Here is a 24,781-nt window from a genome sequence, read left to right on the forward strand (position 1 = left end):
CGGCTGCTGTCGGCCGGACCGGTTACAGGTCGACCTCACCGCCGCCGGTGGCGGGTCCCCTGTCGGACGAGTCCTCGCTCGGGGCTGAGGAGCTCGGCGGGGGTGGGCGAGCAGCTCGCCGCGGTCGCCCGGCGGACCGTCGTTCCCCGACCCGGGGCGAACCGTCTCGGAGAGGCCGTGGGGACTCGTCGTCCGGAGGCTGCAAGGTGTCGGCCTCCGCCGTCCTACGGCGCGTAGGTCTCGAACTCGGCGACGCGCGGCGTGCCGTTCGAACCGGTGATCACGAAGTCGATCTTCCGAAGCGTCGTCGGGTCGAAGGTGATGGCACCCGCCCCGCTGCCGGTGGCCAGGACGGCGCCGGTGTCGTGGTCGACGACCCGCCAGGAGCCGATGTTGCCCTCGGCTCCGGCCGCCTCGCGGATGTTGATCGCGGACACCGTGGCGTTGGAGTCCCACTTGACCGAGACGCGGCCGGTCGAGCCGTCCGGCGACCAGTAGGTGCCCATGTCGCCGTCGACGACGTTCCCGTAGCTGGTCCCGCTGGCCTTGCCGGAGCCGTCGGCGCCGGCCCCGAGGCTGAGGTTGGTTCCGTCGGGAGGATCGGTCGGGTCCGGGTCAGTCGGGTCCGGGTCGGTCGGGTCCGGGTCGGTCGGGTCGGGGTCGGTCGGCTCCGGATCGGTCGGCTCCTCTGCCTCGCAGTTGCCGTCCGAGACCCGGTTTCCCTTGCCCGCGCCCGCGATCTGGTCCAGCACCCCCGGCACGCAACCGGCGTCGTCGAGCTCGTAGGAGTACGGAATGCTCACCGACGTGGTGGACCGCGGGTCGGGTCCGGCGGGGTAGTTCTCCTCGTCCTCGCTGGACCAGGTCACGTTGTCGAAGATGTTGCCGCCGACCTCCCAGGTGCCCCTCTCGTCGGTGTAGAAGGTGCCGAGGACGTCCTTGGAGTCCTGGAAGTAGTTGTTCTCCACCTTCGCGCGGGCCCCGGCACGGGAGTTGATGCCGGACTTCTCGATCCCCGCGTAGTGGTTGTTGTACATGTGCCCGACGCCGCCGCGCAGCAGGGGCGCACGCGAGTCGAGGTTTTCGAACTGGTTGTGGTGGTACGTGACGTAGCCGTTCGAGCGGTCGCTCTCGCTGGACCCGACCAGGCCGCCACGGCCGGAGTTGCGCAGGATGCTGTGGGAGAGGGTGACGTACTGGGTGTTGTTCTTCATGTCGAAGAGGCCGTCGTAGCCCTCCGACTCCCCGCCCGACGCCTCCAGGGTGACGTGGTCGACCCAGACGTTGCGGACACCGCTCTCCATCCCGATGGCGTCACCGCCGTTGGACGTGGGCGAGCCGGACTTCTTGACGTTCCGGACGGTCACGTTCTGGATGACGATGTTGCTGGACTCCCGGATGTGGATGCCCAGCTGGTCGAACACGGCTCCGCCGCCGGTGCCGACGATCGTGACGTTGCTGATCCTCTTGAGCTCGATCACGTCGTCGGCGGTGTCGCAGCTGTCGCCCGACACCTTGGAGGTGTTGCCGTGGTCGATGGTTCCTTCCACCTCGATGATGACCGGGGTGCTGGTGCTGGCCCGGTTGCACAGGGCCTGGTGGATCTCGGTTCCGGTCGTGGCCCGTACCGTCTGTCCGCCCGCGCCGCCGGTGGTCCCGCCGTTCTGGGTCGCGTAACCCGTGGCCTCACCGGTCTGCGCCGATGCCGTGGACATCGGCAGGGTCAGACCGGCCGTCACCGTGGCCGCGGCGGCCGCGACGGCCAGCGTCGACACGAGCCGACGCGTGATTGATCGTCTCACTGCTTACCCTTCGTAGTAGAGCATGAGCATTGACGTGCTCTTTCCGAGAGTAGAGAAAGCGCTTTCCGTGTCAAGGGGGGTTAATGCAACCGTTTGCAGGAGGGTTGAGCGCCCTGATTGTCTCCTGTGCCTGTGGCCTGCGGCTTCGTCGGCATCCGGCTTCGACTTCGGAACCGGGTGCCTCCAAGGGTGCAACCGGTTGGGCCGCCTCCTCGGCGACGCGGCGGGCCGGCGCAGGCGCCCGGAGGCGGCCGGGAACGTCACGGCGGAAGGCGGTCGGGCGGTCGGGGAAGGCGCTCTCGGCGGGTGGCGCGCACCGGGGGCAGCGGTCCTTCCCGGGCCGGCGCCCGGACCCTCCGACGAGCACGGAAACGACGGGGTCCCGCCCGGTCGGAGAGACCGGACGGGATCCCGTGGAACAACGGAGCGGCGATGGCCGACGCGCGGTCGTGGGCCTTGCCACGGCCGCCGCCCCGCGGCGGTTCCAGCGGGACGGACGCCTCTCCCCCGAGGCGGACGCGAGCGACAGCGGTTCGAGTTCGAACGCTCGGGGAGCCGTCTGCCGCTGGTCGAAAGCCGACCTCTGGGACCCGGTACCGAAGTCCTGTGCTCCCGTCCCGGAACAGGGGTGGAGTCAGCGTCCGGTGGCGCCGTCGATCAGTTCGCGGAGGATGTCGGCGTGGCCCGCGTGGCGGCCGGTCTCTTCGATCATGTGGACGATCGCCCAACGGGTGCTGGGAGCGGGGCGCCCCGGCAGCGCCCGGGGCCGGGGAACCGGTGCGTCCGGGTCGGTGCACCCGTCGAGAACGTCGTTCGCGCAGGCGACCGCCCTCCGGTAGCGGGCGACGACGTCGGCCACACTGTCCGCGGGCGCGGCCCGGAAGGTCGCCGACCAGTCGGTGACGACGTCCCCGAGGAACACCGACCGCTCAACGAAGGTCAGGTGTTCGAGCAGGCCGAGCAGGTTCGTGCCCGACGGAACTCCGGCTGTGCGGACCTGTGGTTCGGGCGCGTCCTCGACCTTCGCGGCGATCGATGTCCGGAGGTAGTCGAGGAAGCCACGCAGAACGTCGGCTTCGCTGCCTCCGGTCCGGGGCGGCGGTGTGTCGCCGCGGCGGTCGCGGCGCGGGGCGGTGGGCATGGTCGGCCTCCTTCGTGGGACACGGATCCTGCTCCGGGTCAGGCGGTGCGGTGGACGAGCAGGACGTGGTCGGTGACCTCGGCGGTGTGCCCGTCCGGACCGGTCGCGACACGGCGGAGCTCCTCGGCCCGCTCGACCGTCCACTCCGCCGGATCCAGGCCGATCCCCGCGGCGACCTCGCGCGGAGTCGGGTAGCGGACGTCGGGATCCTGGTTCCACGACCACGGCGCGGTCGAGCCGTGGTCGACCACCAGCAACCGCCCGTCCGGGCGCACCGCCTGCGCGGCCGTGCGCAGGACGCTCGCCCGGTCCAGGTCCACGGGGGTGTGGAGGTAGTGGGCGCAGACCAGGTCGAACCGGCCCCGCGGGAAGGACACCTGCAGATCGTGCCGCTCGGCGACGACCAGGTCGTCCAGGCCGTGGGAGAGGGCGAGTCCGGCGACTCGCTCGACCGCCACGGCCGAGACGTCGACAGCGGTGACACGCCACCCTCGGCGGGCGAGCCACAGCGCGTCGCCGCCGGTGCCGCAGCCGAGGTCCAGCGCACGGCCGGGCGGCAGTCCCGTGACCGTCTCGGTGAGTCGGAGGTTCGGCCGCGGGTCGGCGGTCGCCGGCCGGGCCGCGTGGAAGTCGCCCCAGAACGTGGCCGCATCGGTGGTGCTCATCGGAACTCCTCGTGTCGGGATGCGCCCAGTCTCGTCGTCTGCGCTGCCCCTGGCACGAAATCTTGCGGTTATGGCAAGCTGGTCGCGTGGATCGCGAAACGGAGGACGTACTCGACGTGGTGGGCCCGCGCCTGCGCGCCCTGCGCCGCGCCCGCGGCATCACCCTCGCGGACCTGGCGGCGACGACCGGGGTGTCGGAGAGCACCCTGTCACGGCTGGAGAGCGGTCAGCGCCGAGCGACCCTGGAGTTGCTGCTGCCGCTGTCCCGTACCTACGACGTCCCGTTGGACGACCTCGTCGGCGCCCCGCGCACGGGCGACCCCCGGATCCACCTGAAACCGATCCGGCGGTTCGGGATGGTGTTCGTTCCGCTGTCCAGGCGGCCGGGCGGTACGCAGGCGTTCAAGATGATCATTCCGGCTCGACCGGAACCGCTCGAACCGTCCCCGAAGACGCACGAGGGCTTCGAATGGCTGTACGTGCTCAACGGTCGCCTGCGGCTGGTGCTCGGAGAACGCGACCTGACGCTGCCGCCCGGGGAGGCGGCCGAGTTCGACACGTCCCTGCCGCACTGGCTGGGCAGCGCCGACGGCGGCGCTGTCGAGCTCCTCATCCTGTTCGGCCTACAGGGAGTGCGTGCGCACGTGCGCACCGGTCCGGGGTCCGGATCCTCGCCTGGCTGACCCGTCACGGCCGCCCCCGGAACGGCGGGGGCCGCCCCGAGGTGCGTGGACCTGGGCGAGCCGACCACAACCCGCGGGGCACAGCCTCGCATCGAGGGTCCGGGGGCCGTCCCCCAGAGGAAGCGACGAGACGACCGGGCGAGGCGGCCGAAGGCCGCCGAGCAAGGTCGTCTCGGAGTCGAGTGGGCCCTGGGCAAACCAACTACAACCCGGCCCAGCTCGCCGCCAAGTTCGAAGCCCTCCTCCGCGAGCTTCCCGCACCGACGGCACCGCTCCCCGAGCGCAGGAAGCCAGCGAAGAAGCCGGGCACCGCGAAGCGCCTCATGCTGCATGAGGTCAACGAGCTGATCACCGCCTACCAGGCAGGCACGAACGTCTACAAGCTCGGCGAACACTTCATTTCCAGCCAGAAATCCTTAAAAAATCCTAGGATTACCAGAATCCATTTTGTCAAGTACTAGAACTTTAGTCGCGCTTCGGACGCCAACCGCCGAGGTACTTATCAATGAGTTGAGTAAGTGGAATGTCACCGTCAACGGATTGCAAGGTGTCGCGAGCAGTCCGGAGCGCTTCTTCTTCCCCGAACGCTTGAACTAGGGGATCCCACATCAAATGTTCCTCTTAGTGGAGGTTGCGCGAGCCCAATGGCTGTGACTGTGCCACGCTCTTTGCCGACCTAAACAGTGAACGAATCTCGTCCGGATCGGTGAACACCACTGGCGAAAACTCGTCTCCTTGTCGATCACGAAGTGTCCACTGAACGCGCAGAAGATCCCACTCCTCAGTGGGGACGGGCGAGTGAGCGTCTGAGACTCGCTCAATGAACTCGCCTTCGATTTGCTTGGCGAACTGTTCACTCACGAGCTTGTGGCCAAAGCCCTCTTGATAGCCGACAGACTGGATCATATACAGTTATGTTGAGAATGATCGAAGCTTCAACAGCTCTTCCCTGAACCCCACGGACCCATAACGCCTACGACAGCGCCCTCAGAGAGATCGAGTTGACGGAGGCTCTTAGCAAAGTCCTGCGCAACCCCGGTGCGCCCAAGCGCGCCCTCAGAGGAGGACTTGATCGGGTTGTCAATTGGCGGCTTCTCCGCGCTACTCATTTTGCATTCCTATGCATTTATTTTCTCATCTTCGATCCATTCTGACAATACTTGCCAGCTCACGCCATCGCTCTTGAGACGTTGTAGTGCAAGTTACCCGACCTGGAGACGCCTCTGCCCACCCAAGAAGCCTCGCCAAGCCCCTCTATGTCAGGCTCAAGTGTGACATGCAGGGATAACTTTCGCTAAGCGACACAAGCAGGGCAAGGGCAGGCAACAACCACCGTGACCGTGACCAACCACGACCTCCAGGACTAGGGCCACGAGCTGACCGGCCCCAAGTGCCGGACTCCCCCGAAAGGTCGCTCTTAATAGTCTAGCACTAGGACCTAAAAATCATCATTTCCTGCTAGAATAGAAAAACAAGGGCGAGAAGGAGGAACCCGTTGACACCACAGCCAACCTACAAGAACATAAATGCCATAGTTCGACCACCTCGTTGCGCCATCCTGATTAATAAGCAAAGCGAGTACTGGAGAGCCGCTGTCAGCGGCTCGATCATGCAAGCCTCTGGAGTATGGGGAGGCAAGAATTTCCTAATCATTCCGACAGATGGTGAAACGATCGAAGAGAAGTTTTGGGAACTTCTCGAAGCTTACAGTCCAGACCATGTAGTCGGCTACGGAATAACAGTAGCCGACCTCAAAGAGGCCGATCCAAAGAAGCATCAGGATATCAAGGATAGCCTCAAAAAACAGTTCCAAGAGGGAGGTTACCAGCAGGACTTCGATGAATGGCTTACTCGGAACGTAGAAACGAAACCACTAGAAAACCGTAAAATCAGCGACAAGCTCCAAGAAGATCTACTATGCAGACTCTCACCCTTTCACCATAAAAACCAAATCGTCAGCAAGCAAATTTCACGCCTATCAGGATTCTCTTACCCCTTCACTCGCATTACAGAGATTCTTCCCTACGCCAAAAGAAAGGTTGAACACATAGTCATACCCAAGGAACTGGAGGACTGCACGCTAAATCTTCTCCTCCATTCGCAAACTGGCCTAGGGAGTTTCGAGTACCAGAAAAGGGTAACCCAACAAGGAGTAAGCATCGAGGAGGTACCGGAGGCATACGATACCCGCAATCTCCTGAGGAACACCTTCGGAGATCGTCTATACTCGCATATAAAAAAGTCGAGCCAATGGAATTTGCCCGATGACTATATGGCAATTACTCCTTTCGGCATCTCAATGCTCCACCTGGCTCAGTACTATAGAAACGACTGCCATAATCCGCACGAGGAACCTTTCGTTGTCATCCTCGGAGATACAGTGGACGATTTCTGCCTATACTACTCATTGTCGCGTTTGCATGATGGGGTTTTGTGGCTGCCGCTCGCAGATCTACGTGACTGCTACAGTGCGCTCAACAAAAGAAAAAAGGCTCAGCAACAAGGCGAAGAACTCTCCTCATTGAACGACAAGCAGGAGATAACACGCACCCTGGTTAACCTATGCTTTGAGCGCGTCCGTTACGGGCATGAGGATAACCGGATTCAGCTCCGCAGCATGAGCCTCAACCGACATCAACTGATTTCGTACCGCAGCCAGATGGCTCGGTGCATTTACACAGACGTTGAGCGGTTCATGTCGATCACCGACTGCGTCACCAACGAACACTCGTCAACTGAATGCGTGGCACGCACCTTTGAAGAGAACAATTATTACAACAACTACTCCGTGGTTTTTGTTGACAACAAGACCGTTAGTCCGTTCCCCACCCCCAAACCAAAAAACTTCAGCGAGATCAAACTTCCTGACCACTACTGGTTGACATCGCTTCAGATTGAAGACTACGGACCTCCATCACTTCCGAAGCTCGGGCCAAAGATTCTTAAAGGCGGAACTTTGCTAACAACAGAAGCCCGAGTAGCAACCGACGGAATCGTTTATAACTGTCCGAGCCCTATGCATTTTGGAGGTGATGTGGACGTCAACACTGTGCGGCCAAGAATCTACATTCCTAACACAATGGAACTTCTGCAAGAGTACTTTGAGGGGATCTGTACCTCAATTCAACTTTCAGATAAGGGAAAATACTTTCAGGACACTGTTCGCCGATTCGGTGATCTGAACGCGCTTGGCAAGTTCGTAACATCTTCTTCCGGCATCAGCATTCTCGATAAGTTCCTCGCCAAGAAGAATGAAAAATCCGAAGGGGTGATCTATCTTGATAACGACCAACGAGCATACCTGAGCCTTGGCGCCCTCACGGCCAGCCTGGGAAATGAAAGGCAGGCCGCGAATCTCATCGATGACTTCATGGGCAAGGGCATTATCGAACGCGGCTACATCTTTGGATGTGAGCGCTGTAGTCTAAGTTCTTGGTATAGCCTAGATGCGCTAACGGCAGAGTTCACATGTAGCCGCTGCTCCTTCCAGCAGAAGTTCACTAGCCAGCACTGGAAGCACCCTGTCGAGCCCCGCTGGTACTATAAGCTCGCTGAAACCGTTTACCAGTTCTACCAGCATAACTCTGATCTTCCTGCGCGCGTTCTATACGATTTCAAACAGAAGTCTCAGACTTTTCACTACTCACCCGAGATCGAGCTAATAGGCTTTCCTTCGCCCGGAGAGAAAAAAGAGCTTGATATTGCTTGCATTGCAGACGGAAAGATTATAGTGGGCGAATGCAAGACACAAACCATGACAAAAAAAGACGTCGCAAGGTTTGAGCTACTAACAAAGAGCATCAAGAAGCTCCCAGATGAGATTCTGTTCGTAAGCACATGTGAGATACCAGACCGCCTTAGGGGCAGGATCGCACAAATCCCCAATACAAAAATAGTCGAGCTTGATGAATTCCCTATAGGGTAAGCCAAGAGTCTGTTTTAGCGCCCGGCAGGTGAAACCTCTCAGATCAAGTTTCTAGGAAGTTGCGCTCTGGCCAGCTTCCCCAACACCGGAATCGCCTCCACCTTCTCCGCCGTCAAGTCCTCCCACACGATGCCGTTCGGGTGCTGGCGTCGCTCGCACTGGATGACTTCGTTCGGCGTGACGATCAGGTCGACGCTGAAGTCGTGTTCCGTTTCGGGGATCTCCTCGTCTATGACCTGGAGCTGGTGCACGGGCGCCACGATGGTGGTCTCCTCGGTCACCAACCCGGCCTCTATGAGGAGCGCGACTTCTAGGTCGGAGTAGCCGGCCCCCTTGCCGATCCGCGCTCCGGAACGGTTGACGGCCACGCTGCCACAGATGACGACGTCTACCGGGCGCATGCCATCCACGCCGACGCGGCGGGCGATCTGCTCGGCGCCCTTCTTCTCCGCGGCCTCCTCCGGCAGCAGGCTCAGCAAGGCGGGGTCGAGCAGGTAGAAGGGTTTGAGGCTGGCCATGCGCGGGACGGCCATGTAGAGGAGCTTGCCGTCCTGGAGGGCGCGGGTGCGGATGGGGAGCTGCGCCCAGTCGGGGTTGGCCTTGACGGTGCTCGCGCGCTTCCAGACGTCTAGCTCGGCCAGGCGCTCAGCGGTCGCCTCATTGCCATAGAAGCCGGGGATCTTGCCGTAGGAACCTTCAGGGACGGCGCCCTCGCGTTCGAGCAGCCGCCAGACGCGGTCACGGACAGCTTCCTTGGCCTGGTCGATGTCACTCACGCGCGCCCTGCCGTTCCCCGCTAGATAGCTGCCATCAGGGCGAGGAGGCGGTCTTGGATGTCCTGCGCCCACGGCTCGTGTCGCCACTGCCGGAGCTCCTGCCCTGCGGTGAATGCCAGGTTAAGCCCGCCACCGCCACGTGTCAGCTCAACTGCGTCAATTGTGCGGTGCATGATCGCCCCGGCCTCGTCGAGCTTCTGTTGCCGGATGAGGGCCAGGGCGAGGTTGGCGTAGGCGATGGCCTGGCTTTTCTTCTTCTCAGCCAGGGAGCGAGTAGTCATGCGCAGGATGGGCTCGGCGCGTTCGGGCAGGCCGAGGAAAAGGTAGCAGGAGCCAGCCAAGCGGTTGTACTCGTTGACGGTGTAGTGCTCGGCGGCGACGTCGTCGGGGTGCGTGCGATCGAACTGGGCTTCGGCCTTGGCCAAGGCGTCCTCGCAGGCCTTGAGGCTGCCCATCATGGCGTGCCCCTCGGCAACGTGGAGCAGGGACAAGCCCGTCAGCGCCGGGCTGACCGGCTTCGCGATCTCGGCGGCTCCCCTAGCGAGCGCAGCCCCCTCCTGGGCGTTCTTCTCGCCGTACAGGGCGAGGAAGCTCTTGCGCAGCGCGGCGTACGCCTCGGTAGTGGGCTCGCGGGCTTGGCGGGCGGCGTCAATGGCTTCGTCCAGGTAGGCCCGCGGGGCAACGTGATCGCGCCGTTGGCTGACGTCCCACACCAGTTGACTCATGAAGGTGGCGGACTCGGCCTCGACTTCGAGCAGCGCCTTGCGTGCCCGCGGGTTGGTGGCGTTTTGGCGAAGGAACTTCACCTGGCCGTGGACTTGGCCGGCGGAGCCGAGCAGCGCCGTCGAGGGCGCCTTGTCGTACTGCTCATCCAACTGGCGGATGCGCTCGTGCAGGGAGGCGACGGCCACGAGGTCAACTTGCGACGGGTGCTCGAGGAGGTAGTTCATCCGCTCACTCGGCTGGGTTTGGATGATCGTGACGTCATCGAGCAGGGCTTGGAGCTCCTCCGATGTCACCTGCAACGCGCGGGCGAGCTTCGGGCGGACCCACGGCTGCGGCTCGGTTTCGGCGGTCTCCCAGCGCACCACCGTGGAACGTTCGACACCGAGGAGCCCCGCTAACTTCTCCTGGCTCAGTCCCGCAGATTTCCGCTGCTGGGCCAGCCGTATCCGTTTGGCCGCCATAGCTGTTCCTCCGGGGGTATAAGGGGCGACCTCACCCTAGCCACGTCGGGGCGCATTTGCCCATTCCAAGGCCACCCCTGCGCCATTTATGCGTCAGCACCGCCTCACTTGTGCTGTGGGTTTTTGCAGGTCAGGCCGGTTGGCTGGCTACTGGTCGGGCTGGTGGCGCCAAATCGGGGCCGCCACTGGCCCGGCCTCCATGATCTGGAGGTGAAAACGAATGCAGCCAGCGATTTACGGCTATATGCGCATTGTCTGTGGCAATGCGTTGGATGAAGAGGTCCAGCACGTCAAGCAGGAACTGGCGCAGCACGCCGCTCGCGAAGGCTTCTCGTTGGGTGAGGTGTTCACCGAGGGGATGACCCGCTCGGAGTCGGCGTTCTACACCATGCTCGACGCCTTGAAGCGGCACGGCGTCAAGGACGTCATCGTGCCGTCGCTGTGGCACTTCGCCCGGCTGCCGGGGCTCCAGGAGGCCATGCGCAAGCACATCGAGCACGAGACCGGTGCCCGCATCTGGGTGGTTCAGGGGCAGCAGCGATGAACCAGTTCACGACTTCGCGAGCGCTCGAGCGGCTGGACACGCTGCTGCGGCAGGACGGCATTTCCGCCCGCACCGATCACGATGGCGCGCTACTGGTTTTCCTCCACACCGACAGGGTCAGCGTCTCTGTCCAGGGCACGCGCTTCCGTATCGAACATGTGGATGGTGACGGCGAGACGAAGCGCTGCATCCTCCTGGTGCTCGGACGTATCGATGACGCGGCACGGCTCGTGGCCGCGTACGAAACCCCTCGCCCTGGCAGTGCGGCATGACTGATCAATGGCAACATCTTCCGCTCGTAGCGGGGAGCAATGTGGTGCGCTTCGCCCGGCATATGGCGGTGTTCACGGCGTGCGGGTGGGGCTGTGAGCAGATCGCCGACACGGTCGAACTGGTCGTGAGCGAGCTGGTCACCAACGCCGTCGACGCCGCCATCGCTGCCGGGCTGAAAGACGGTCCTTACCCGTGGGAGGTCACCAGTGGCCACCGCATCGACCTGACGATGCGGCTGCACGAGAAAGGGGTGGACATCCTGGTCGAGGATCGGCTGCCCGGCCTCCCAAGGTTCAGGAGCAACGCTTCCGCGGCCGAGGCCACCCGCCCGGAGGCCACCCTGGCCCAACTCGAGGAGCACGGCCGCGGCCTGCTGCTGATCGCCACGCTCGCCACGCAATGGGGGTTCACCCCGCAACCCGGCGGCGGCAAGGTCGTGTGGTGCACGATTGCCACCAGCCCTGCCGCACCGGCGACCACCGCGGTGACGGAGGAACGGGTGGCGTTGAAGCCGCCACAACCACGAGCCATGCTGCCGCAGCGCCAGCGCAAACAGCCGCCAGGAGGAGGGCGAAGCACCTACACGCCGCCACTCTCGCCGGAGGGCATGGTGCTAGTACTCGAAGGGCTGGCACGGCTTTAGCCCAGGCGCACCACGACCAACGATGCGCAAGAAGTTTCGTGTGGCCGTCTCTCCCGTACGACCCGGCGCCACAGCGGTACGAGGCCGTGTGTTCGAGTCAGCCCTTCGGCTGAAGGTCCGAGCGAGCACACGGTTTCGCTGCAAGGCGGGATCTGCCATAACTGAAGGTGCCGAGGACGAGCTGGGGTCGTCCTTCGACGGGCTGCACGCCCTCCAGGATGGCCGTACACGCGTCGGCACAGGCGAGGGCACCGGAGAACACCCCTGAACAGCAACGAAGCCCCCTCCGGCAGCGGAGAGGGCTTCCAGGTGCTGTCCTCGGTGGACGAGCTTCTCGACTCCCTTGCATTGGGTAAGGGTTCTAGTAAGCCGTCCAGGGTGGGCGCGAAGGGACTCGAACCCCTGGCCTATTGCTTGTAAGGCAATTGCTCTAACCAACTGAGCTACGCGCCCGTGCTTCGCACGAGATCATACCGCTTTGCGAGGATCCTCGCGCCCGGGTTTCAGTCGAGCCCGCGCAGCCTGTCGAGGTACTCGCCCACGTCGCGCGGCTGGGAGGCCGCGGTGAGGACCGACCAGCGCACGACGCCCCCGGCGTCGACCAGGAAGGTGCCCCGCCGTGCCGTGCCCCGTTCGTGGTCGAACACCCCGTAGGCGTCGGCCACGCGGCCGTGCGGCCAAAAGTCCGACAGAAGCGCGAACGGGAAGCCCTCGCGGTCGGACCAGGTACGCAGGGCGAAGACCGAGTCCACCGACACCGCCAGGATCTCGGCGCCGGCCTCGGTGAGCTCCCCGTGGCGCTTGCCCAGGTCGGCGAGCTCCCCGGAGCACACGCCGGAGAAGGCCAGCGGGTAGAAGACCAGCAGCACGGGGCGGCCGCGCAGGGCGGCCAGGGAGGTGTCCTGGCCGTACTGGTCCTGGAGGGTGAAGTCGGGCGCGTCGGCGCCCACCGGGACGGTCATAGATCACCTTCGTCTACTGGCGGCCCACCGGTCGGCGGGCACCGCTCAGCGCCGCGCGCCCGTCTCTGGGGACGCGCGGCACCGGATGTCTCACCCGTCGCGAGTGGTGTCCCTCACCGCTTGGGGACGACCAGGCGCGTACCCGACCAGTCGGAACCGACACTGACCGCGCTGGTCTGCGACAGACCCGACGTCGTCGCGGCCTCGGCGACGTCGTTGGGGGACACGTGCAGCTCACGTCCCGCCTTCGGGGTCAGCACCAGAATGGTCCCGCCGTCGGCGATGGTGGTCACCGTGTCCATCAACGCGTCGGTGAGGTCCTCCTCCTCGTCGGACCGCCACCACAACAGTGCCGCGTCGACGTCGCCGTCGAAGTCCTCGTCGACCAGCTCCTCACCGGTGAGTTCGGTGATGGATGCGCGCAGGCCCTCGTCCACGTCATCGTCGAAGCCGAATTCCTGCACCACCTGACCCGGCTTGAATCCGAGTCGGTCAGCCAGGCCACGTTCGCTCTGTGCCTGGCCCGCGGTCGCGCTCACGAAAGTTCTCCTCCACAGATGGTTTTTCTCAATCTTGCCTGCACGAAGCAGTTGTCACAACGATGCCGGGCCATTTCGCCGCCCGTCACGTGGGTCCGCGACCATCGCTGATGGCCTAGTTCACACGCTAGCGGCATGTTCCGTCAACGCGCCGCCAAACCTGTCCACGTTCCCTCCGCTCAGGAGGACGACAGGAAGGACAGCCGTACCCGCCGGTCCGGGTTGTCCACGTTCAGGTCGACGACGGCGATGGACTGCCACGTGCCCAGTTCGAGTCTGCCCGAGACCACCGGGACGGTGGTCTGGGGAGCGACGAAGGCGGGCATCACGTGCGACCGCCCGTGACCGCGCGTACCGTGTTCGTGCCGCCACCTGTCGTCGGCCGGGAACAGGTCGCCCAGGGAGGCGAGGAGGTCGTCGTCGGACCCCGCCCCGAGTTCGATGATCGCCACGCCCGCCGTCGCGTGCGGGACGAAGACGTTGAGCAGTCCGTCGCCCCCCGTCTCCGCGACGAAGTCGGCGCACTTGCGGGTGATGTCGGTGATGCTCTCCGATCCACCGGTGTGCAGCTCAAGGATCTGTGTCCGCATAGCGCCACCTTCGCGCAGGCACGGCGCTCGTGCAACCATCCCGGTCCCGGCTGTGGGTCTCACACGTCCCCGTGAAGGACCATACTCGTCCATCACATGTGCGAACCTGGTCGAATGGAGGGAAAACGGTGACTGCTTCTTTACGTCTGGGTCCCCTGCTCAGGCATCCGGGGCCGACCACGGCCACGGTGTGGGTGGAGACGGACGCCCCCTGCCTGGTGCGTGTCGTGGTCGACGGGGACGTGACGGCGGCCGAACGGACCTTCACCGTGCACGGCCACCACTACGCCGTGTGCACCGTCGAGGGCCTGCCCTCCGGGTCGGTCCTGCCCTACGAGGTCTTCCTGGACGAGGACCGGGTCTGGCCCGAGCCCGACAGTCCCTTCCCGCCCAGCACCGTGCGAACCGTGCACCCGGACGCGCCCACCCGACTGCTGTACGGCTCCTGCCACACCCCCACGGGCGACACTCCCGAGAGCATGGTCCGCTACGGCCACGACATGCTGCGCGCCACCGCGCGGCGGCTGGCCCGCGAGCCGGTCGAGGGCAACCTGGCCCTGTTGCTCATCGGCGACCAGGTCTACGCCGACGAGGTCCAGGACTCGATGCTCGGCTTCCTGCGCCGCGCCCGTGAGCGGGACGGCGACGAGGACACCCCCGTGGACGAGGTCGTCCACTACGACGAGTACGCCGAGCTGTACCAGCAGGCCTGGAGCGATCCCCAGGTGCGGTGGCTGCTGTCCACCGTGCCGACCCTGATGGTCTTCGACGACCACGACATCCGCGACGACTGGAACACCTCCGCCGCCTGGCGGCGCGCCATGGACGAGCACCCCTGGTGGCACACCCGTGTCACCAACGGCCTGGGCACCTACTGGGTGTACCAGCACATGGGAAACCTCTCCCCCGAGGACAGGGAGAAGGACCCCCTGTGGACCGCCGTGCGCGCCTGCGAGGGCGACGCCGCCGACGCGGTCGACGCCTTCGCCTGGCGGGCGCACACCGAGCCGTCGGGGTACCAGTGGGGCCACCACCACGACATCGGTTCCGTGCGGGTCCTGGTGGCCGACACCCGGTGCTCCCGTGCCCTGGGCGAGGGCGACCCCTCCGACGGGTCCCGGTCGATCCTGGGACCGCAGGGCCACGACTGGCTGGACGGGCACCTCACCGGCGGCCCCGACCACGTGGTGATCGCCTCGACGGTCCCGGTCCTGCTGCCCCACGCGGTGCACGACCTGGAGAGCTGGAACGAGGCGGTGTGCGCGGGCGCCTGGGGCCGATGGCCGCGTGAACTGGCCGAGAAGCTGCGCCAGGACGTCGACCTGGAGCACTGGGCCGCGTTCCGGTACTCCTTCCGCCGACTGTCCGACGCGGTCGGGGAGGTCTCACGGGGCGAGCGCGGCCCGGCACCGGCCACCGTGCTGTTCCTGAGCGGGGACGTGCACTTCTCCTACCTGGCGCGCGCCGAGCACCGGGACTCCGCCGGCGACGGCGACGGGACCCGGACGGCCCAACTGGTGTCCTCGCCCCTGTGCAACCAGGCACCGACCGGTATGCAGCGCATGGTCCACCTGTCCCTCAGCTGGCCGCTGCGCCTGGTCGGACGGGCGCTGGCACGGCTGGCCCGGGTCCCCGAGTCCGGCCTGCGCTGGACCATGGAGAGCACGCCCTACTTCGGCAACACCATCGGAGAGGTCTCCTTCGAGGACCGTGAGGCGCGGGCCTCCTGGTACCACTGCCCCGAGGGCGGCGCCGACGCCCTGCCCCGGGTGCGCCTGCGCACGAGGATCTGAGTGGCCTCGGCCCCGCGCGGCGGAGCGGTCGCCCGTGCCCGGCCGCCCGGGTACGGGGGTGATCCTCCCTCCACCGTCCGCGGCGGACGCCGGGGGGAGGATCACCCGCGCTCCTGACGCGTCAGGGCTTGTTGGCGGGCGGGCGCCGGGTGGACTGGACTCCGCGCCGGGTCCTGCGCACCGCCAGGCCGAGCGCGCCGCCGCCCTGTTCCAGGAGGGAGCGGGCCCGGTTCACGGTGCCTCGGGGGGTCCGGGAGGAGGTGTCGGGACCGGAGCCGCCGTCCTCGCCCCCACCGGTGCCGGACTTCTCAGCGGTACCGGACCTCTCGCCGGTACCGGCGCCGCGGGCCCCGTCGCCGGGCTCCTTCGCGTCGGCGCCCGTCTCGGCGCCGCCCAGGTGCGGAAGCACACGGGTCGGCCTGACCTCCCGGCCGGAACCCAGGTGGGGCAGGACCTCGGTCGGCTCCTCCTCCCCGGCACCCTGCTCGGAGTCCAGGTGCGGGATCACGTCGGTCGCCTCACCACCCGACCGGCCCCCGTCCGACGACGGGCCGGTGTGCTCCGAGGCGGCCGGGGCGGCGGAGGCGTCGCCGTCCTCCGCACGCTCGCTCTCCTCGCGCACGGCCTGCTTCCAGGCCTTCTCCTCCTCCTGCCGGCGCTGCTCCCGCCTGGCGTTCTCGGCCTGCCAGGCGCGCCAGGAGTTCACCAGGGGTGTGACGACCGGCCAGGTCACCTTCGCCGGACGCGAGAGCGCGTGCCACAGGTAGGCGGTGGTGCCCCACGCCTCCATGGCCCTGCGCGCCCTGGTGATGGTGAAGAAGGTGGGCATGGCCAGCAGCAGTTGCGGCCAGGCCAGCGCCAGGGCGGCGAACAGCGGGTACATGCCGCCTCCCGCCACCGAGGCGGCGGCGCCGATCACCACCGGAACCAGCGCCAGGGCGATCCGCAGACCGGTGAACTGGCGGAAGCGGTGCAGCGATCGGCGTGCGGACGCCGGCGGCGCCAACCCCTCGGGGAGGGGTGTGGTCTGCACGATCAGCGCCAGCAACAGCGTCCCCACGCCCACGCTCGACGCCAGCAGTATGGTCCACCCCGAGGCGGAGAGCGTCCCGCCGACCAGGAGGTAGACCAGCCCCAGCACGGGCAGCGGCGCGGGCAGCCAGAACAGCGCCCGTCTGCGCAGCTCGCCCTCCTGCGTGGGCTGAAGAACGAAATCGATCACAGGACGAAAGAACCGGGAATCCATCCTCGGTCGCTCTGCCACAGCGTTGACCCCCAAAGAACGTCGTGACGAGGCGGCGCGGGGACCTTCGCCCGAGGGTGGTACCGACTCAACGGTCCCATCGGTCACCCGCCCGCCACAAAGCCGCTATCCGTCATGTAGTCCCCGGGCGCACACGGTCGGTTACCGACATACCCGGCGATGGTGAAACTTCTATAAGTGGACAGACATGACAGACAACAATCAGGTTACGCCCTCCAGCGCCCCCGCGTCCCGCCGTCCGCCGATCTCGAACGCTCCACGGCCCGGGTTCAGCCCTCCTCCGCCCCGGCGAGCCGTCCGAGGGCGACGGCCACCCGCAGGACGAACGATCCGCGCCCGTCGGAGGGGGTGCGCCCGGTCAGTTCGGCGATCCGGCTGAGCCGGTAGCGGACCGTGTTGGGGTGCACGAACAGCATCCTCGCGGTGGCCTCCAGGGAGGAGGCGTGCTCCAGGTACACCGACAGCGTGTCCAGCAGCGGAGAGCCCGCGCCGAGCAGGGGGACGTACACCTCCTCCACCAACTGCCGCCGGGCCTCGACCTCGCCCTGCAGCGCGCGTTCGGGCAGCAGGTCGTCGGCCGGCACCGGCCGCGGCGCGTCCGGCCAGGCCACGGCGGCGCGCAACCCGTTGACCGCGGCCCGTACCGACGCCCCCGCGGCCCGCAGGTCCGGGACGGCGGGGCCCACCACCACCGGGCCGGAACCGAAGAGCCCGGTCAGCGGCTCCGCGGCCGCCCCCGGCAGGTCCCGCACCGGGTAGCGGTCCCCCACACCGACCACCACGACCGCGCGCCGGCCCTGCATCCCGGCCAGCACGTCGTGCCCGAGGCGGCGCGCGGCCGCGCGCAGGTCGTCCAGGACCTTGCCCCCGTCGCCCTCGCCCCCGGCCTCACCGACCACCGCGACGACCGGGGTGTGCGACCAGCCCAGCGCCGAACCCCAGGTCTGGAGCCCGTCCTCGTGGTCCCCGTGCAGCAGGGCGTCGACGATCAGCGCCTCCAGCCGGGCGTCCCAGGCACCGCGGGCCTCCGCGGCGCGCGCGTAGACCTTCGCGGAGCTGAAGGCCACCTCGCGTGTGTAGCGCAGCACGGCCTCACGCAACTGCTGGGCGCCGCCGGGAGCGGCCAGCTCCTCCACCTGGCCCTCGACCACGTCGATGACCACGCGGATCATGTCGACGGTCTGCTGGAGGGAGACCGAGCGGGTGAGCTCGCGCGGCGCGGTGCCGAAGACCTCGACGGTGATGGCGGGGCGTCCGCGTTCCGGGTTGCGGAACCAGTCGACGAAGGCGGCCACACCGGACTGGGCTACCAGGCCGATCCACGAGCGGTCCTCGGCCGACATACGGCGGAACCAGCCCAGGCGCTGCTCCATGCGTGACACGGCGGCCGTGCCGAGCACTCCCATGGAGCGCTCCAGACGGCGCACGGTCTCTGCGCGGACGCGCTCCTGCTCCGTCGGAGACGGCGTGTCCGCGCCCCTTCCCTCAGGGGCCGCCGGGGCGGCCGGGTCGTCCTTGGACTGGTGGGGTTCGGTGTTCACACCACCAGGTTCGCATCCCCGCGCGCCCCGGTCAGCGGCCCGTCCCTCGTTCGCGGTGGCCGGAGGCGGCCGCCTCGCCGTCACCACGGCCGAACGCGCGCGCCGCGTATCGTCGAAGGTGATCTCTCCCACCTGTGTTCACGGCTTGTGGACACGCGTCCGGCACCGTTTTGTGGAGTCCCCACAAACGGTGTCGAGTAACTTCGTGTCCCTCCCCCTCTGACTGGGGATCTCCTACAGGGCAAGGTTGATGTCGTGCTTGTTATCGTTGCTCCCGGCCAAGGTGCCCAGGTTCCCGGCTTCCTCTCCCCGTGGCTCGAACTGCCCGGTGTCTCCGCGCAGGTCGAGGCGTGGTCCGAGGTGGCCGGGCTCGACCTGGTGCGCTACGGCACCACCGCGGACGCGGAGGAGATCCGTGACACCGCCGTCGCCCAGCCCCTGCTGGTCAGCGCCGGCCTGGTGGCGGCCTCCGCCGTGCTCGGCCCCGTGGCCTCCCCCTCCCCGGCCCTGCCGGCCGAACGCTCCCTGGTGGACGCGGTCGCCGGCCACAGCGTCGGCGAGTTCACCGCCGCCGCGATCGCCGGCGTCCTGTCCCCCAAGGAGGCGCTGGCGCTGGTCGCCGAACGCGGCCGGGGCATGGCCGACGCCGCCGCGCGGACGGAGACCGGGATGACCGCGGTGCTCGGCGGCGACCGCGAACAGGTGCTGCGGGCCCTCGCGGACGCCGGTCTGACCCCGGCCAACGACAACGGCTCCGGGCAGATCGTGGCCGCCGGTACCACCGAGCAGCTCGCCGCGTTCGCCGAGAACCCGCCCGAGCGGGCCCGGCTGCGCACCCTTCCGGTCGCGGGCGCCTTCCACACCGAGCACATGGCCCCGGCCGTGGAGCGGGTCCGCGAGGCCTCCGCCGCCCTGTCCCCGTCCGACCCCACCGTGCGCCTGCTCTCCAACGCCGACGGCGCGGTGGTCGACAGCGGCGCCGAGTACCTGGAGCGGCTCGTCTCCCAGATCTCCTCCCCGGTGCGCTGGGACGCGTGCACACGGACCCTGGCCGACCTGGGGGTGACCGCGCTGATCGAGCTCGCCCCGGCGGGCACGCTCACCGGTCTGGCCAAGCGCGCGCTGCGGGGTGTCGAGCTCCTCGCGGTGAAGACTCCCGACGACCTCGACCGCGCCGGTGCCCTCGTCAAGGAGCACGCCGGATCCCCAGCGGCCACCGACCAGGAAGGCTAACCATGTTCAGCTCCCCGAGCGCTCCCGGAGGCGCGACGATCGTCGCCTTCGGCGAGTACCAGCCCTCCCAGGTCCTCACCAACGCCGACTTGGAAGCCCGCGTCGACACCAACGACGAGTGGATCCAGAGCCGTGTCGGCATCAGGGAGCGGCGCATCGCGGGCCCCGACGACACCGTGGCGAGCATGGCCGTCGCCGCGGGGGGCAAGGCCCTGGCGGCCAGCGGCCTGTCCGCCGAGGACGTCGACCTGGTGATCGTGGCCACCTGCACCGCGCAGGACCAGATCCCCAACACCGCCGCCACCGTGGCCTCCCGGCTGGGCATCGCCGCCCCCGGCGCCTTCGACCTCAACGCCGCCTGCGCGGGCTTTTGCTACGCGCTGGGAGTGGCCTCGGACATGGTCCGCGGCGGCAGCTCCCGCAACGCGCTGGTGATCGGGTCGGAGAAGCTCAGCGACTGGGTGGACTGGGAGGACCGCGGCACCTGTGTGATCTTCGCGGACGGCGCCGGAGCCGCGATCGTCTCGGCCTCCGAGGAGCAGGGCGTGGGTCCCGTGGTGTGGGGCTCCTCCGGCGAGCGCGCCGACAAGATCTACCTGCGCGACCACCAGTACCTGTACCAGGAGGGCCAGGCGGTCTTCCGGTGGACCACCACCGAGCTGTACAGGGTCGCCCTGGACGCCCTGGAGCGGGCGGGTGTGGAGCCCTCGGAGCTGACCGCGTTCGTCCCCCACCAGGCCAACCTGCGGATCGTGGAGTCCATCGCCAAAAAGCTGGGGGCGCCCCAGGCACTCGTGGCCCGCGATATCGTCACCGCTGGCAACACATCCTCCGCGTCCATCCCTCTCGCGCTCTCGCGGATGATCGGACGCGGGGAACTGCCGTCGGGGAGCACCGTACTCACCCTGGGCTTCGGCGCGGGGCTGGTCTACGCCGCTCAGGTGATCCGCATCCCCTGAGCACCGCCCGAACCCGAGGGGTCACACCGTGAGGGTCGGATCCACGCATCCGCGGCCCCCACGGAGTCCCTGAAGCGACACCGAACCACCAAGCAAGGAGAAACACGACATGGCTCACAGCGAGCAGGAGATTCTGGCAGGCCTCGGCGAGATCATCGAGGAGATCGTCGGTACCGAGGCCTCCGAGGTCACCCCGGAGAAGAGCTTCGTGGACGACCTCGACATCGACTCGCTGTCCATGGTGGAGATCGCCATCGCCGCCCAGGACAAGTTCGGCGTGGAGATCCCGGACGACCAGCTCAAGGACCTCAAGACGGTCCAGGACGTCATCAACTTCATCCAGAAGTAGCGTGTCCGGGGCGCCGGGCACAACCCTGTCCCGGCGCCCCCGCCGCCACACGCGGCCTTGCCTGCACATTCGCCAACGCCTCCCGGCACCGTGACCGGGAACGACCCACGAGAAGGGCGATCGGATCATGTCCAAGACCGATGTCGTCGTCACCGGCCTCGGCGCCACCACCCCCCTCGGGGGTGACGTCGCGACCACATGGTCCGCGCTCCTCGACGGCCGCTCCGGCATCACCGCGCTGCCGGAGGAGTGGCACGAGAAGCTGCCGGTGCACTTCGCCGGGCAGATCGCGCAGGAGCCCTCCGAGAAGCTGCCCAGGCCGCGTCTGCGCCGTCTGGACCGGACCCAGCAGTTCGCGCTGATCGCCGCGAAGGAGGCCTGGGAGCACGCCGGGTCCCCCGAGGTCGACCCCGTCCGCCTGGGCGTGGTGGTCTCCAGCGGTATCGGTGGCATCCTCACCATCCTGGAGCAGTACGACACCTTCCGTGAGAAGGGCTGGAAGCGGGTCTCCCCGTTCACCGTGCCCATGCTCATGCCCAACAGCCCCGCGGCCGCGATCAGCCTGGAGTACACCGCCCGGGCCGGTTCGCACGTGCCGGTGAGCGCCTGCGCCTCCAGCGCCGAGGCCATCGCCAACGGTGTGGACATGATCCGCTCCGGCCGCGCCGACGTGGTGATCGCGGGCGGCACCGAGGCCGCGATCCACCCGCTCAACATCGCCTCGTTCGCCTCCATGCGCGCCCTGTCCACGCGCAACGACGACCCGCAGACGGCCTCCCGCCCCTGGGACAAGAACCGTGACGGCTTCGTCATGGGCGAGGGCGCGGGCATCCTCATCCTGGAGTCGGCCGAGCACGCCGCCAAGCGCGGCGCCCACGTGTACGCCCACGCCTCGGGGGTGGGATACACCAACGACGCCTACGACATCGTCCAGCCCGACCCGGAGGGCGTCGGCCAGGCCCGGGCCATCACCGTCGCCCTGGACGACGCCGACCTCAAGCCCACCGACATCGTGCACGTCAACGCACACGCCACCTCCACCCCGGCCGGGGACGTCGGTGAGACACGCGCCATCCGCTCGGCCCTGGGCGACTCCGCCACCGACCGGATCGCGGTGACCTCCACCAAGTCCATGACCGGTCACCTGCTGGGCGGCGCGGGCGCCGTGGAGTCGATCGCGACCATCCTGGCCCTGCACGACGGGCGCATCCCGCCGACCATCAACATCGAGGAGCTCGACCCGGACGTGGTCGTGGACGTCGTCCGCGACAAGCCCCGGGACATGCCCTCCGGTGACGTGGCCGCCATCAACGAGTCCTTCGGGTTCGGCGGCCACAACGTCGCGGTGGTCTTCCGCCGCGCCTGACCCGGCGCGGTACCGCGGACACCGTCCCGTCACGGCCGGAACCCCGGTGCGACCGGGGCCCGAAGGCACGACGAAGCCCCCGCCGGTCGGCGGGGGCTTCGTCGTGCGCGGGGCCGGAGCCGGCGGAGGGCACGACCGCGGAACAAGCCATGAAGGTGAGTTGAACAGCCGAGAACAGGCCTTCAGGTAGGACCGATTCCCGGTCACCATGAGGACTGTGTCTGCTCTGCACTCCCAACACACTCCCCCGACGCGGCGGGACGAGCCCGGTGCGCTCCTCCACCGCTCCTCTCGCGCCTCCGCCTACCGACCCGTCGTCGACCTGGACTCGGGGTCCGTGGTGGCGGTCGAGGTCGCCGCCGCTCCGCCGGCCGTACGGGGCTCCCACACGGAGGTGACCGTCCAGGAGGAGTCGGCGGTGGCCGAGTGGCTCCTGGCCCTGGTGCAGGAGGCGGCCGCGACCGAGAGCCTGCTTCCGCTGGTGCTGCCGCTGCCCGCGCGGATGCTGGCCGGCGAGGGGTTCGTGTCGCTGATGGAGAGCCGGCTGCGCCGTGCGGGCCGCCGCCCGCGCGACATCACCCTCATGCTCAGCGCCGACATGGCCGAGATGGCGAGGGCGACCGTGGTGTCGGGGACCGCCCGGCTGCGGTCGGCCGGCTTCCGGTGCGGGTTCGGCACGGCGATGGTGCGCCCCGACCTGGTGGTGGAGGCCGCGCCGTTCCTCATGCGGATCGACCCCGGGATCGTGTCCGGGGTGGCCGAGGACCAGCGGCACGCCACGGTGGTGGAGGGCCTGGCGCGGATCGGACGGGGCAGCGGGGTGTACGCGCTGGCCTCGGGCGTGCTCTCGGCCGAGGACGTGGTGCGGCTGCGCCGCTGCGGGATCCGTGTGGGGACGGGCCCCTTCTTCGCCGACCAGACCTGGCGGCCCGGTGAGCGGGTGGCCCTGGTGCCCGAACCGACCGCCGGGCAGGACGGGCAGGAGGACGCGGGGCCGCGGGTCACCGAGTTCATGGTGCCGCCGGTGGGACTGGACGCCGACGCCACCTCCGAGCAGGTGCTGGAGTCCTTCACCGGGAACCCCGCGCTGAACAGCGTCATCCTCATCGACCACCGGGAGCGGCCGGTGGGGGTGGTCGACCGCACCAGGTTCCTGCTGTCGGTGACCGGCCGCTACGGGCACGCCCTGCACGCCAAGCGCCCGGCGCTGCGGCTGGCGGAGTCGCCGCGCACGGTCCCGGCGTGGATGTCGGCGCTGGCGGCGCTACGGGTGGCCGGCCAGGACACCGAGCGGGTCTACGACGACCTGATCGCGACCAACACCTACGGCCAGTGCCTGGGTGTGGTGCACATCAGCGCCCTCATCCAGTCGCTGTCGCGCAGCTGATCCCGAGCGCGGCGAAGCCCCGCCGCCCGGGGCCGGGGACGCGGGGCTCCACGGAAGCGGGTCAGTCCACGGGGTCGGGACCCTTGGTACCCGAGGGGCTGCTGGTTGGCGCGGGGCCGTCTCCCGCGGGGTAGCCGCTGTGCGCCGCGTCGGGGCTCCGGCCCTCTTCGATGGCCCTGGCGATCTCGGCGCGGGTGGCCTCGTCGTGCAGGTACTCCAGCCGGGGGCGCTTGGGCAGACGGCCGTCTCCGGAGGAGCGGCCCATGACGCGGCGGCGCACCCACGGCACCCCGTACTGGCGGGCCCAGCGGCGGTTCTCCCTGCGGCGCAGGATGCGGGGCAACTGCTGGGGCGGGGTGATCCACGGGTCGGTCCAGGACTCGCGCGGCCCCATGGGGAAGCCGAGGAGGTCGGCGATGCGCGCGGCGACGATCTGGTGGCCCGTGCTGTTGAGGTGCAACCGGTCCTCGCTCCAGGCCCGGGAGTCGGTGAGGGCGTTGAGTGCCCACAGGTCGACGATCTCGGTTCCTGTACGCTCGGCGACAGCGCGCATGTGCATGCTGAACACGGCGATACGGCCCCGGTAGTAGCGCAGGACCGGGATCCAGCCGGTGTCGTGTCCGGACAGGATCACCACGCGGATACCGGCGTCGCGCAACCGGCGTATGCCCCACTCGAAGTGCTCGGCCAGCCGGTCGAGGTCGTTGCCCGGGCGCAGGACGTCGTTGCCTCCGGCGAGGACGGTGACCAGGTCGGGCTTCCATTCGAGCGTCTGGTCGAGCTGGTCACCGAAGATGTGCCGCATCCGGCGTCCGCGCACACCCAGGTTGGCGTAGCGGAAGTCGGGGGTGACCGTGCCCAGGTGCTCCGCGAGGCGGTCGGCGAACCCCCGGTACTCGCCGTTGGGGCCGCTGTCGTCTTCCATCCCCTCGGTGATGCTGTCACCGATCGCCACGTACGACCGGATGGCGTCCGGTCTGTTCAGGCGAGCGGCCGCTGGGGGATTCGTCTCAAGGTCTGTCACGTCAACCAATCATCCGGCTCGACCGTCCCACGCCTGAGCAGCGCCGGGGGCGCGCGTGTACGGCAATCGCTGGTGTCGGGCCGCGTTCCGGCCACCGACCCGTGTCCGAACACCGTCGACCCCTGTCGGCCGCCG

24 protein-coding genes and 1 tRNA gene are annotated in these 24,781 nt (G+C 67.7%); 12 read left to right on the forward strand and 13 right to left on the reverse strand.

Translation table 11 applies throughout. The features are described 5' to 3' along the window. Positions 1-224 precede the first annotated feature (224 nt). From NOSIN_RS12675 to NOSIN_RS12685, 3 genes are all read right to left on the reverse strand, one after another. Positions 225-1,802, reverse strand: coding sequence for a pectate lyase family protein (locus NOSIN_RS12675; protein WP_077690935.1), 1,578 nt, complete (start codon positions 1,800-1,802; stop codon positions 225-227). Positions 1,803-2,436: 634 nt separating this feature from the next. Continuing rightward, the gene (locus tag NOSIN_RS12680; protein ID WP_077690936.1) at positions 2,437-2,943 is read right to left on the reverse strand and encodes a DinB family protein; all 507 of its coding nucleotides are present in this window, start codon (positions 2,941-2,943) and stop codon (positions 2,437-2,439) included. Between the two features lie 38 nt (positions 2,944-2,981). After that, complete coding sequence (locus NOSIN_RS12685; RefSeq protein WP_077690937.1) at positions 2,982-3,608, reverse strand: class I SAM-dependent methyltransferase; 627 nt, start codon at positions 3,606-3,608, stop codon at positions 2,982-2,984. A gap of 86 nt (positions 3,609-3,694) precedes the next feature. On the opposite strand from NOSIN_RS12685, the gene NOSIN_RS12690 reads away from it, so the two are divergent. Both NOSIN_RS12690 and NOSIN_RS12695 read left to right on the forward strand, forming a co-directional pair. Next, complete coding sequence (locus NOSIN_RS12690; protein WP_077690938.1) at positions 3,695-4,291, forward strand: helix-turn-helix domain-containing protein; 597 nt, start codon at positions 3,695-3,697, stop codon at positions 4,289-4,291. 182 nt (positions 4,292-4,473) lie between these two features. Then, positions 4,474-4,752: a hypothetical protein gene (locus NOSIN_RS12695; protein ID WP_077690939.1), complete on the forward strand. Its 279-nt coding sequence runs from the start codon at positions 4,474-4,476 to the stop codon at positions 4,750-4,752. Between the two features lie 474 nt (positions 4,753-5,226). Here NOSIN_RS12695 and NOSIN_RS28195 read toward each other — a convergent pair whose 3' ends face one another. Further along, entirely contained in the window at positions 5,227-5,400 is a 174-nt protein-coding gene (locus tag NOSIN_RS28195; RefSeq protein ID WP_143832929.1) for a P-loop NTPase fold protein, read from the reverse strand. A 386-nt stretch (positions 5,401-5,786) separates the two neighbouring features. Here NOSIN_RS28195 and NOSIN_RS26770 point away from each other — a divergent pair, with 386 nt between their 5' ends. Beyond that, positions 5,787-8,216: a hypothetical protein gene (locus NOSIN_RS26770; RefSeq protein ID WP_143832930.1), complete on the forward strand. Its 2,430-nt coding sequence runs from the start codon at positions 5,787-5,789 to the stop codon at positions 8,214-8,216. Between the two features lie 38 nt (positions 8,217-8,254). Here NOSIN_RS26770 and NOSIN_RS12700 read toward each other — a convergent pair whose 3' ends face one another. Then, entirely contained in the window at positions 8,255-8,992 is a 738-nt protein-coding gene (locus NOSIN_RS12700) for a 5-formyltetrahydrofolate cyclo-ligase (protein ID WP_077690940.1), read from the reverse strand. Between the two features lie 20 nt (positions 8,993-9,012). Continuing rightward, on the reverse strand, positions 9,013-10,179 hold the full coding sequence (locus NOSIN_RS12705) for a helix-turn-helix domain-containing protein (protein WP_077690941.1): 1,167 nt from the start codon (positions 10,177-10,179) through the stop codon (positions 9,013-9,015). A gap of 220 nt (positions 10,180-10,399) precedes the next feature. Here NOSIN_RS12705 and NOSIN_RS12710 point away from each other — a divergent pair, with 220 nt between their 5' ends. The 3 genes from NOSIN_RS12710 to NOSIN_RS12720 are packed head-to-tail and all read left to right on the forward strand — an operon-like array spanning position 10,400 to position 11,639. Continuing rightward, the gene (locus NOSIN_RS12710; protein ID WP_077690942.1) at positions 10,400-10,723 is read left to right on the forward strand and encodes a hypothetical protein; all 324 of its coding nucleotides are present in this window, start codon (positions 10,400-10,402) and stop codon (positions 10,721-10,723) included. After that, positions 10,720-10,995 carry a hypothetical protein gene (locus NOSIN_RS12715; protein ID WP_077690943.1) on the forward strand — a complete coding sequence of 92 codons (276 nt, stop codon included), beginning with the start codon at positions 10,720-10,722 and terminating at the stop codon, positions 10,993-10,995. The genes NOSIN_RS12710 and NOSIN_RS12715 overlap by 4 nt, the downstream gene beginning before the upstream one ends. 41 nt (positions 10,996-11,036) lie before the next feature. After that, the gene (locus NOSIN_RS12720) at positions 11,037-11,639 is read left to right on the forward strand and encodes an ATP-binding protein (protein ID WP_170293718.1); all 603 of its coding nucleotides are present in this window, start codon (positions 11,037-11,039) and stop codon (positions 11,637-11,639) included. Between the two features lie 379 nt (positions 11,640-12,018). On the opposite strand, the gene NOSIN_RS12725 is transcribed toward NOSIN_RS12720, so the two are convergent. The 4 genes from NOSIN_RS12725 to NOSIN_RS12740 form a co-directional block, all read right to left on the reverse strand. Continuing rightward, a tRNA-Val gene (locus tag NOSIN_RS12725) sits at positions 12,019-12,092 on the reverse strand. Between the two features lie 50 nt (positions 12,093-12,142). Next, a complete protein-coding gene (locus tag NOSIN_RS12730; protein WP_077690945.1) occupies positions 12,143-12,601 on the reverse strand; it encodes a peroxiredoxin in 459 nt (152 codons plus the stop codon). A 113-nt stretch (positions 12,602-12,714) separates the two neighbouring features. Next, entirely contained in the window at positions 12,715-13,140 is a 426-nt protein-coding gene (locus NOSIN_RS12735; RefSeq protein WP_077690946.1) for a DUF3052 domain-containing protein, read from the reverse strand. Between the two features lie 179 nt (positions 13,141-13,319). Further along, complete coding sequence (locus tag NOSIN_RS12740) at positions 13,320-13,730, reverse strand: secondary thiamine-phosphate synthase enzyme YjbQ (RefSeq protein WP_077690947.1); 411 nt, start codon at positions 13,728-13,730, stop codon at positions 13,320-13,322. A 128-nt stretch (positions 13,731-13,858) separates the two neighbouring features. On the opposite strand from NOSIN_RS12740, the gene NOSIN_RS12745 reads away from it, so the two are divergent. Beyond that, positions 13,859-15,523, forward strand: coding sequence for a DUF7800 domain-containing protein (locus NOSIN_RS12745; protein WP_077690948.1), 1,665 nt, complete (start codon positions 13,859-13,861; stop codon positions 15,521-15,523). A gap of 121 nt (positions 15,524-15,644) precedes the next feature. On the opposite strand, the gene NOSIN_RS12750 is transcribed toward NOSIN_RS12745, so the two are convergent. Both NOSIN_RS12750 and NOSIN_RS12755 read right to left on the reverse strand, forming a co-directional pair. Then, positions 15,645-16,745, reverse strand: coding sequence for a hypothetical protein (locus NOSIN_RS12750; protein ID WP_077690949.1), 1,101 nt, complete (start codon positions 16,743-16,745; stop codon positions 15,645-15,647). A 311-nt stretch (positions 16,746-17,056) separates the two neighbouring features. Continuing rightward, positions 17,057-18,328, reverse strand: coding sequence for a PucR family transcriptional regulator (locus NOSIN_RS12755; protein WP_077690950.1), 1,272 nt, complete (start codon positions 18,326-18,328; stop codon positions 17,057-17,059). A 255-nt stretch (positions 18,329-18,583) separates the two neighbouring features. On the opposite strand from NOSIN_RS12755, the gene NOSIN_RS12760 reads away from it, so the two are divergent. The 5 genes from NOSIN_RS12760 (at position 18,584) to NOSIN_RS12780 (ending at position 23,622) form a co-directional block, all read left to right on the forward strand. After that, positions 18,584-19,561, forward strand: a complete 978-nt coding sequence (locus NOSIN_RS12760) for an ACP S-malonyltransferase (RefSeq protein WP_077690951.1) — start codon at positions 18,584-18,586, stop codon at positions 19,559-19,561. A gap of 2 nt (positions 19,562-19,563) precedes the next feature. Beyond that, positions 19,564-20,520 carry a beta-ketoacyl-ACP synthase III gene (locus NOSIN_RS12765; RefSeq protein WP_077690952.1) on the forward strand — a complete coding sequence of 319 codons (957 nt, stop codon included), beginning with the start codon at positions 19,564-19,566 and terminating at the stop codon, positions 20,518-20,520. 109 nt (positions 20,521-20,629) lie between these two features. Beyond that, complete coding sequence (locus NOSIN_RS12770) at positions 20,630-20,869, forward strand: acyl carrier protein (protein WP_077690953.1); 240 nt, start codon at positions 20,630-20,632, stop codon at positions 20,867-20,869. A 127-nt stretch (positions 20,870-20,996) separates the two neighbouring features. Next, a complete protein-coding gene (gene fabF, locus NOSIN_RS12775) occupies positions 20,997-22,235 on the forward strand; it encodes a beta-ketoacyl-ACP synthase II (protein WP_077690954.1) in 1,239 nt (412 codons plus the stop codon). A gap of 217 nt (positions 22,236-22,452) precedes the next feature. Next, the gene (locus NOSIN_RS12780) at positions 22,453-23,622 is read left to right on the forward strand and encodes an EAL domain-containing protein (RefSeq protein WP_077690955.1); all 1,170 of its coding nucleotides are present in this window, start codon (positions 22,453-22,455) and stop codon (positions 23,620-23,622) included. A gap of 61 nt (positions 23,623-23,683) precedes the next feature. Here NOSIN_RS12780 and NOSIN_RS12785 read toward each other — a convergent pair whose 3' ends face one another. Further along, on the reverse strand, positions 23,684-24,577 hold the full coding sequence (locus NOSIN_RS12785) for an SGNH/GDSL hydrolase family protein (protein WP_077690956.1): 894 nt from the start codon (positions 24,575-24,577) through the stop codon (positions 23,684-23,686). Positions 24,578-24,781 lie beyond the last annotated feature (204 nt).

The organism is Nocardiopsis sinuspersici, assembly GCF_001998325.1.
Taxonomy (GTDB): domain Bacteria; phylum Actinomycetota; class Actinomycetes; order Streptosporangiales; family Streptosporangiaceae; genus Nocardiopsis; species Nocardiopsis sinuspersici.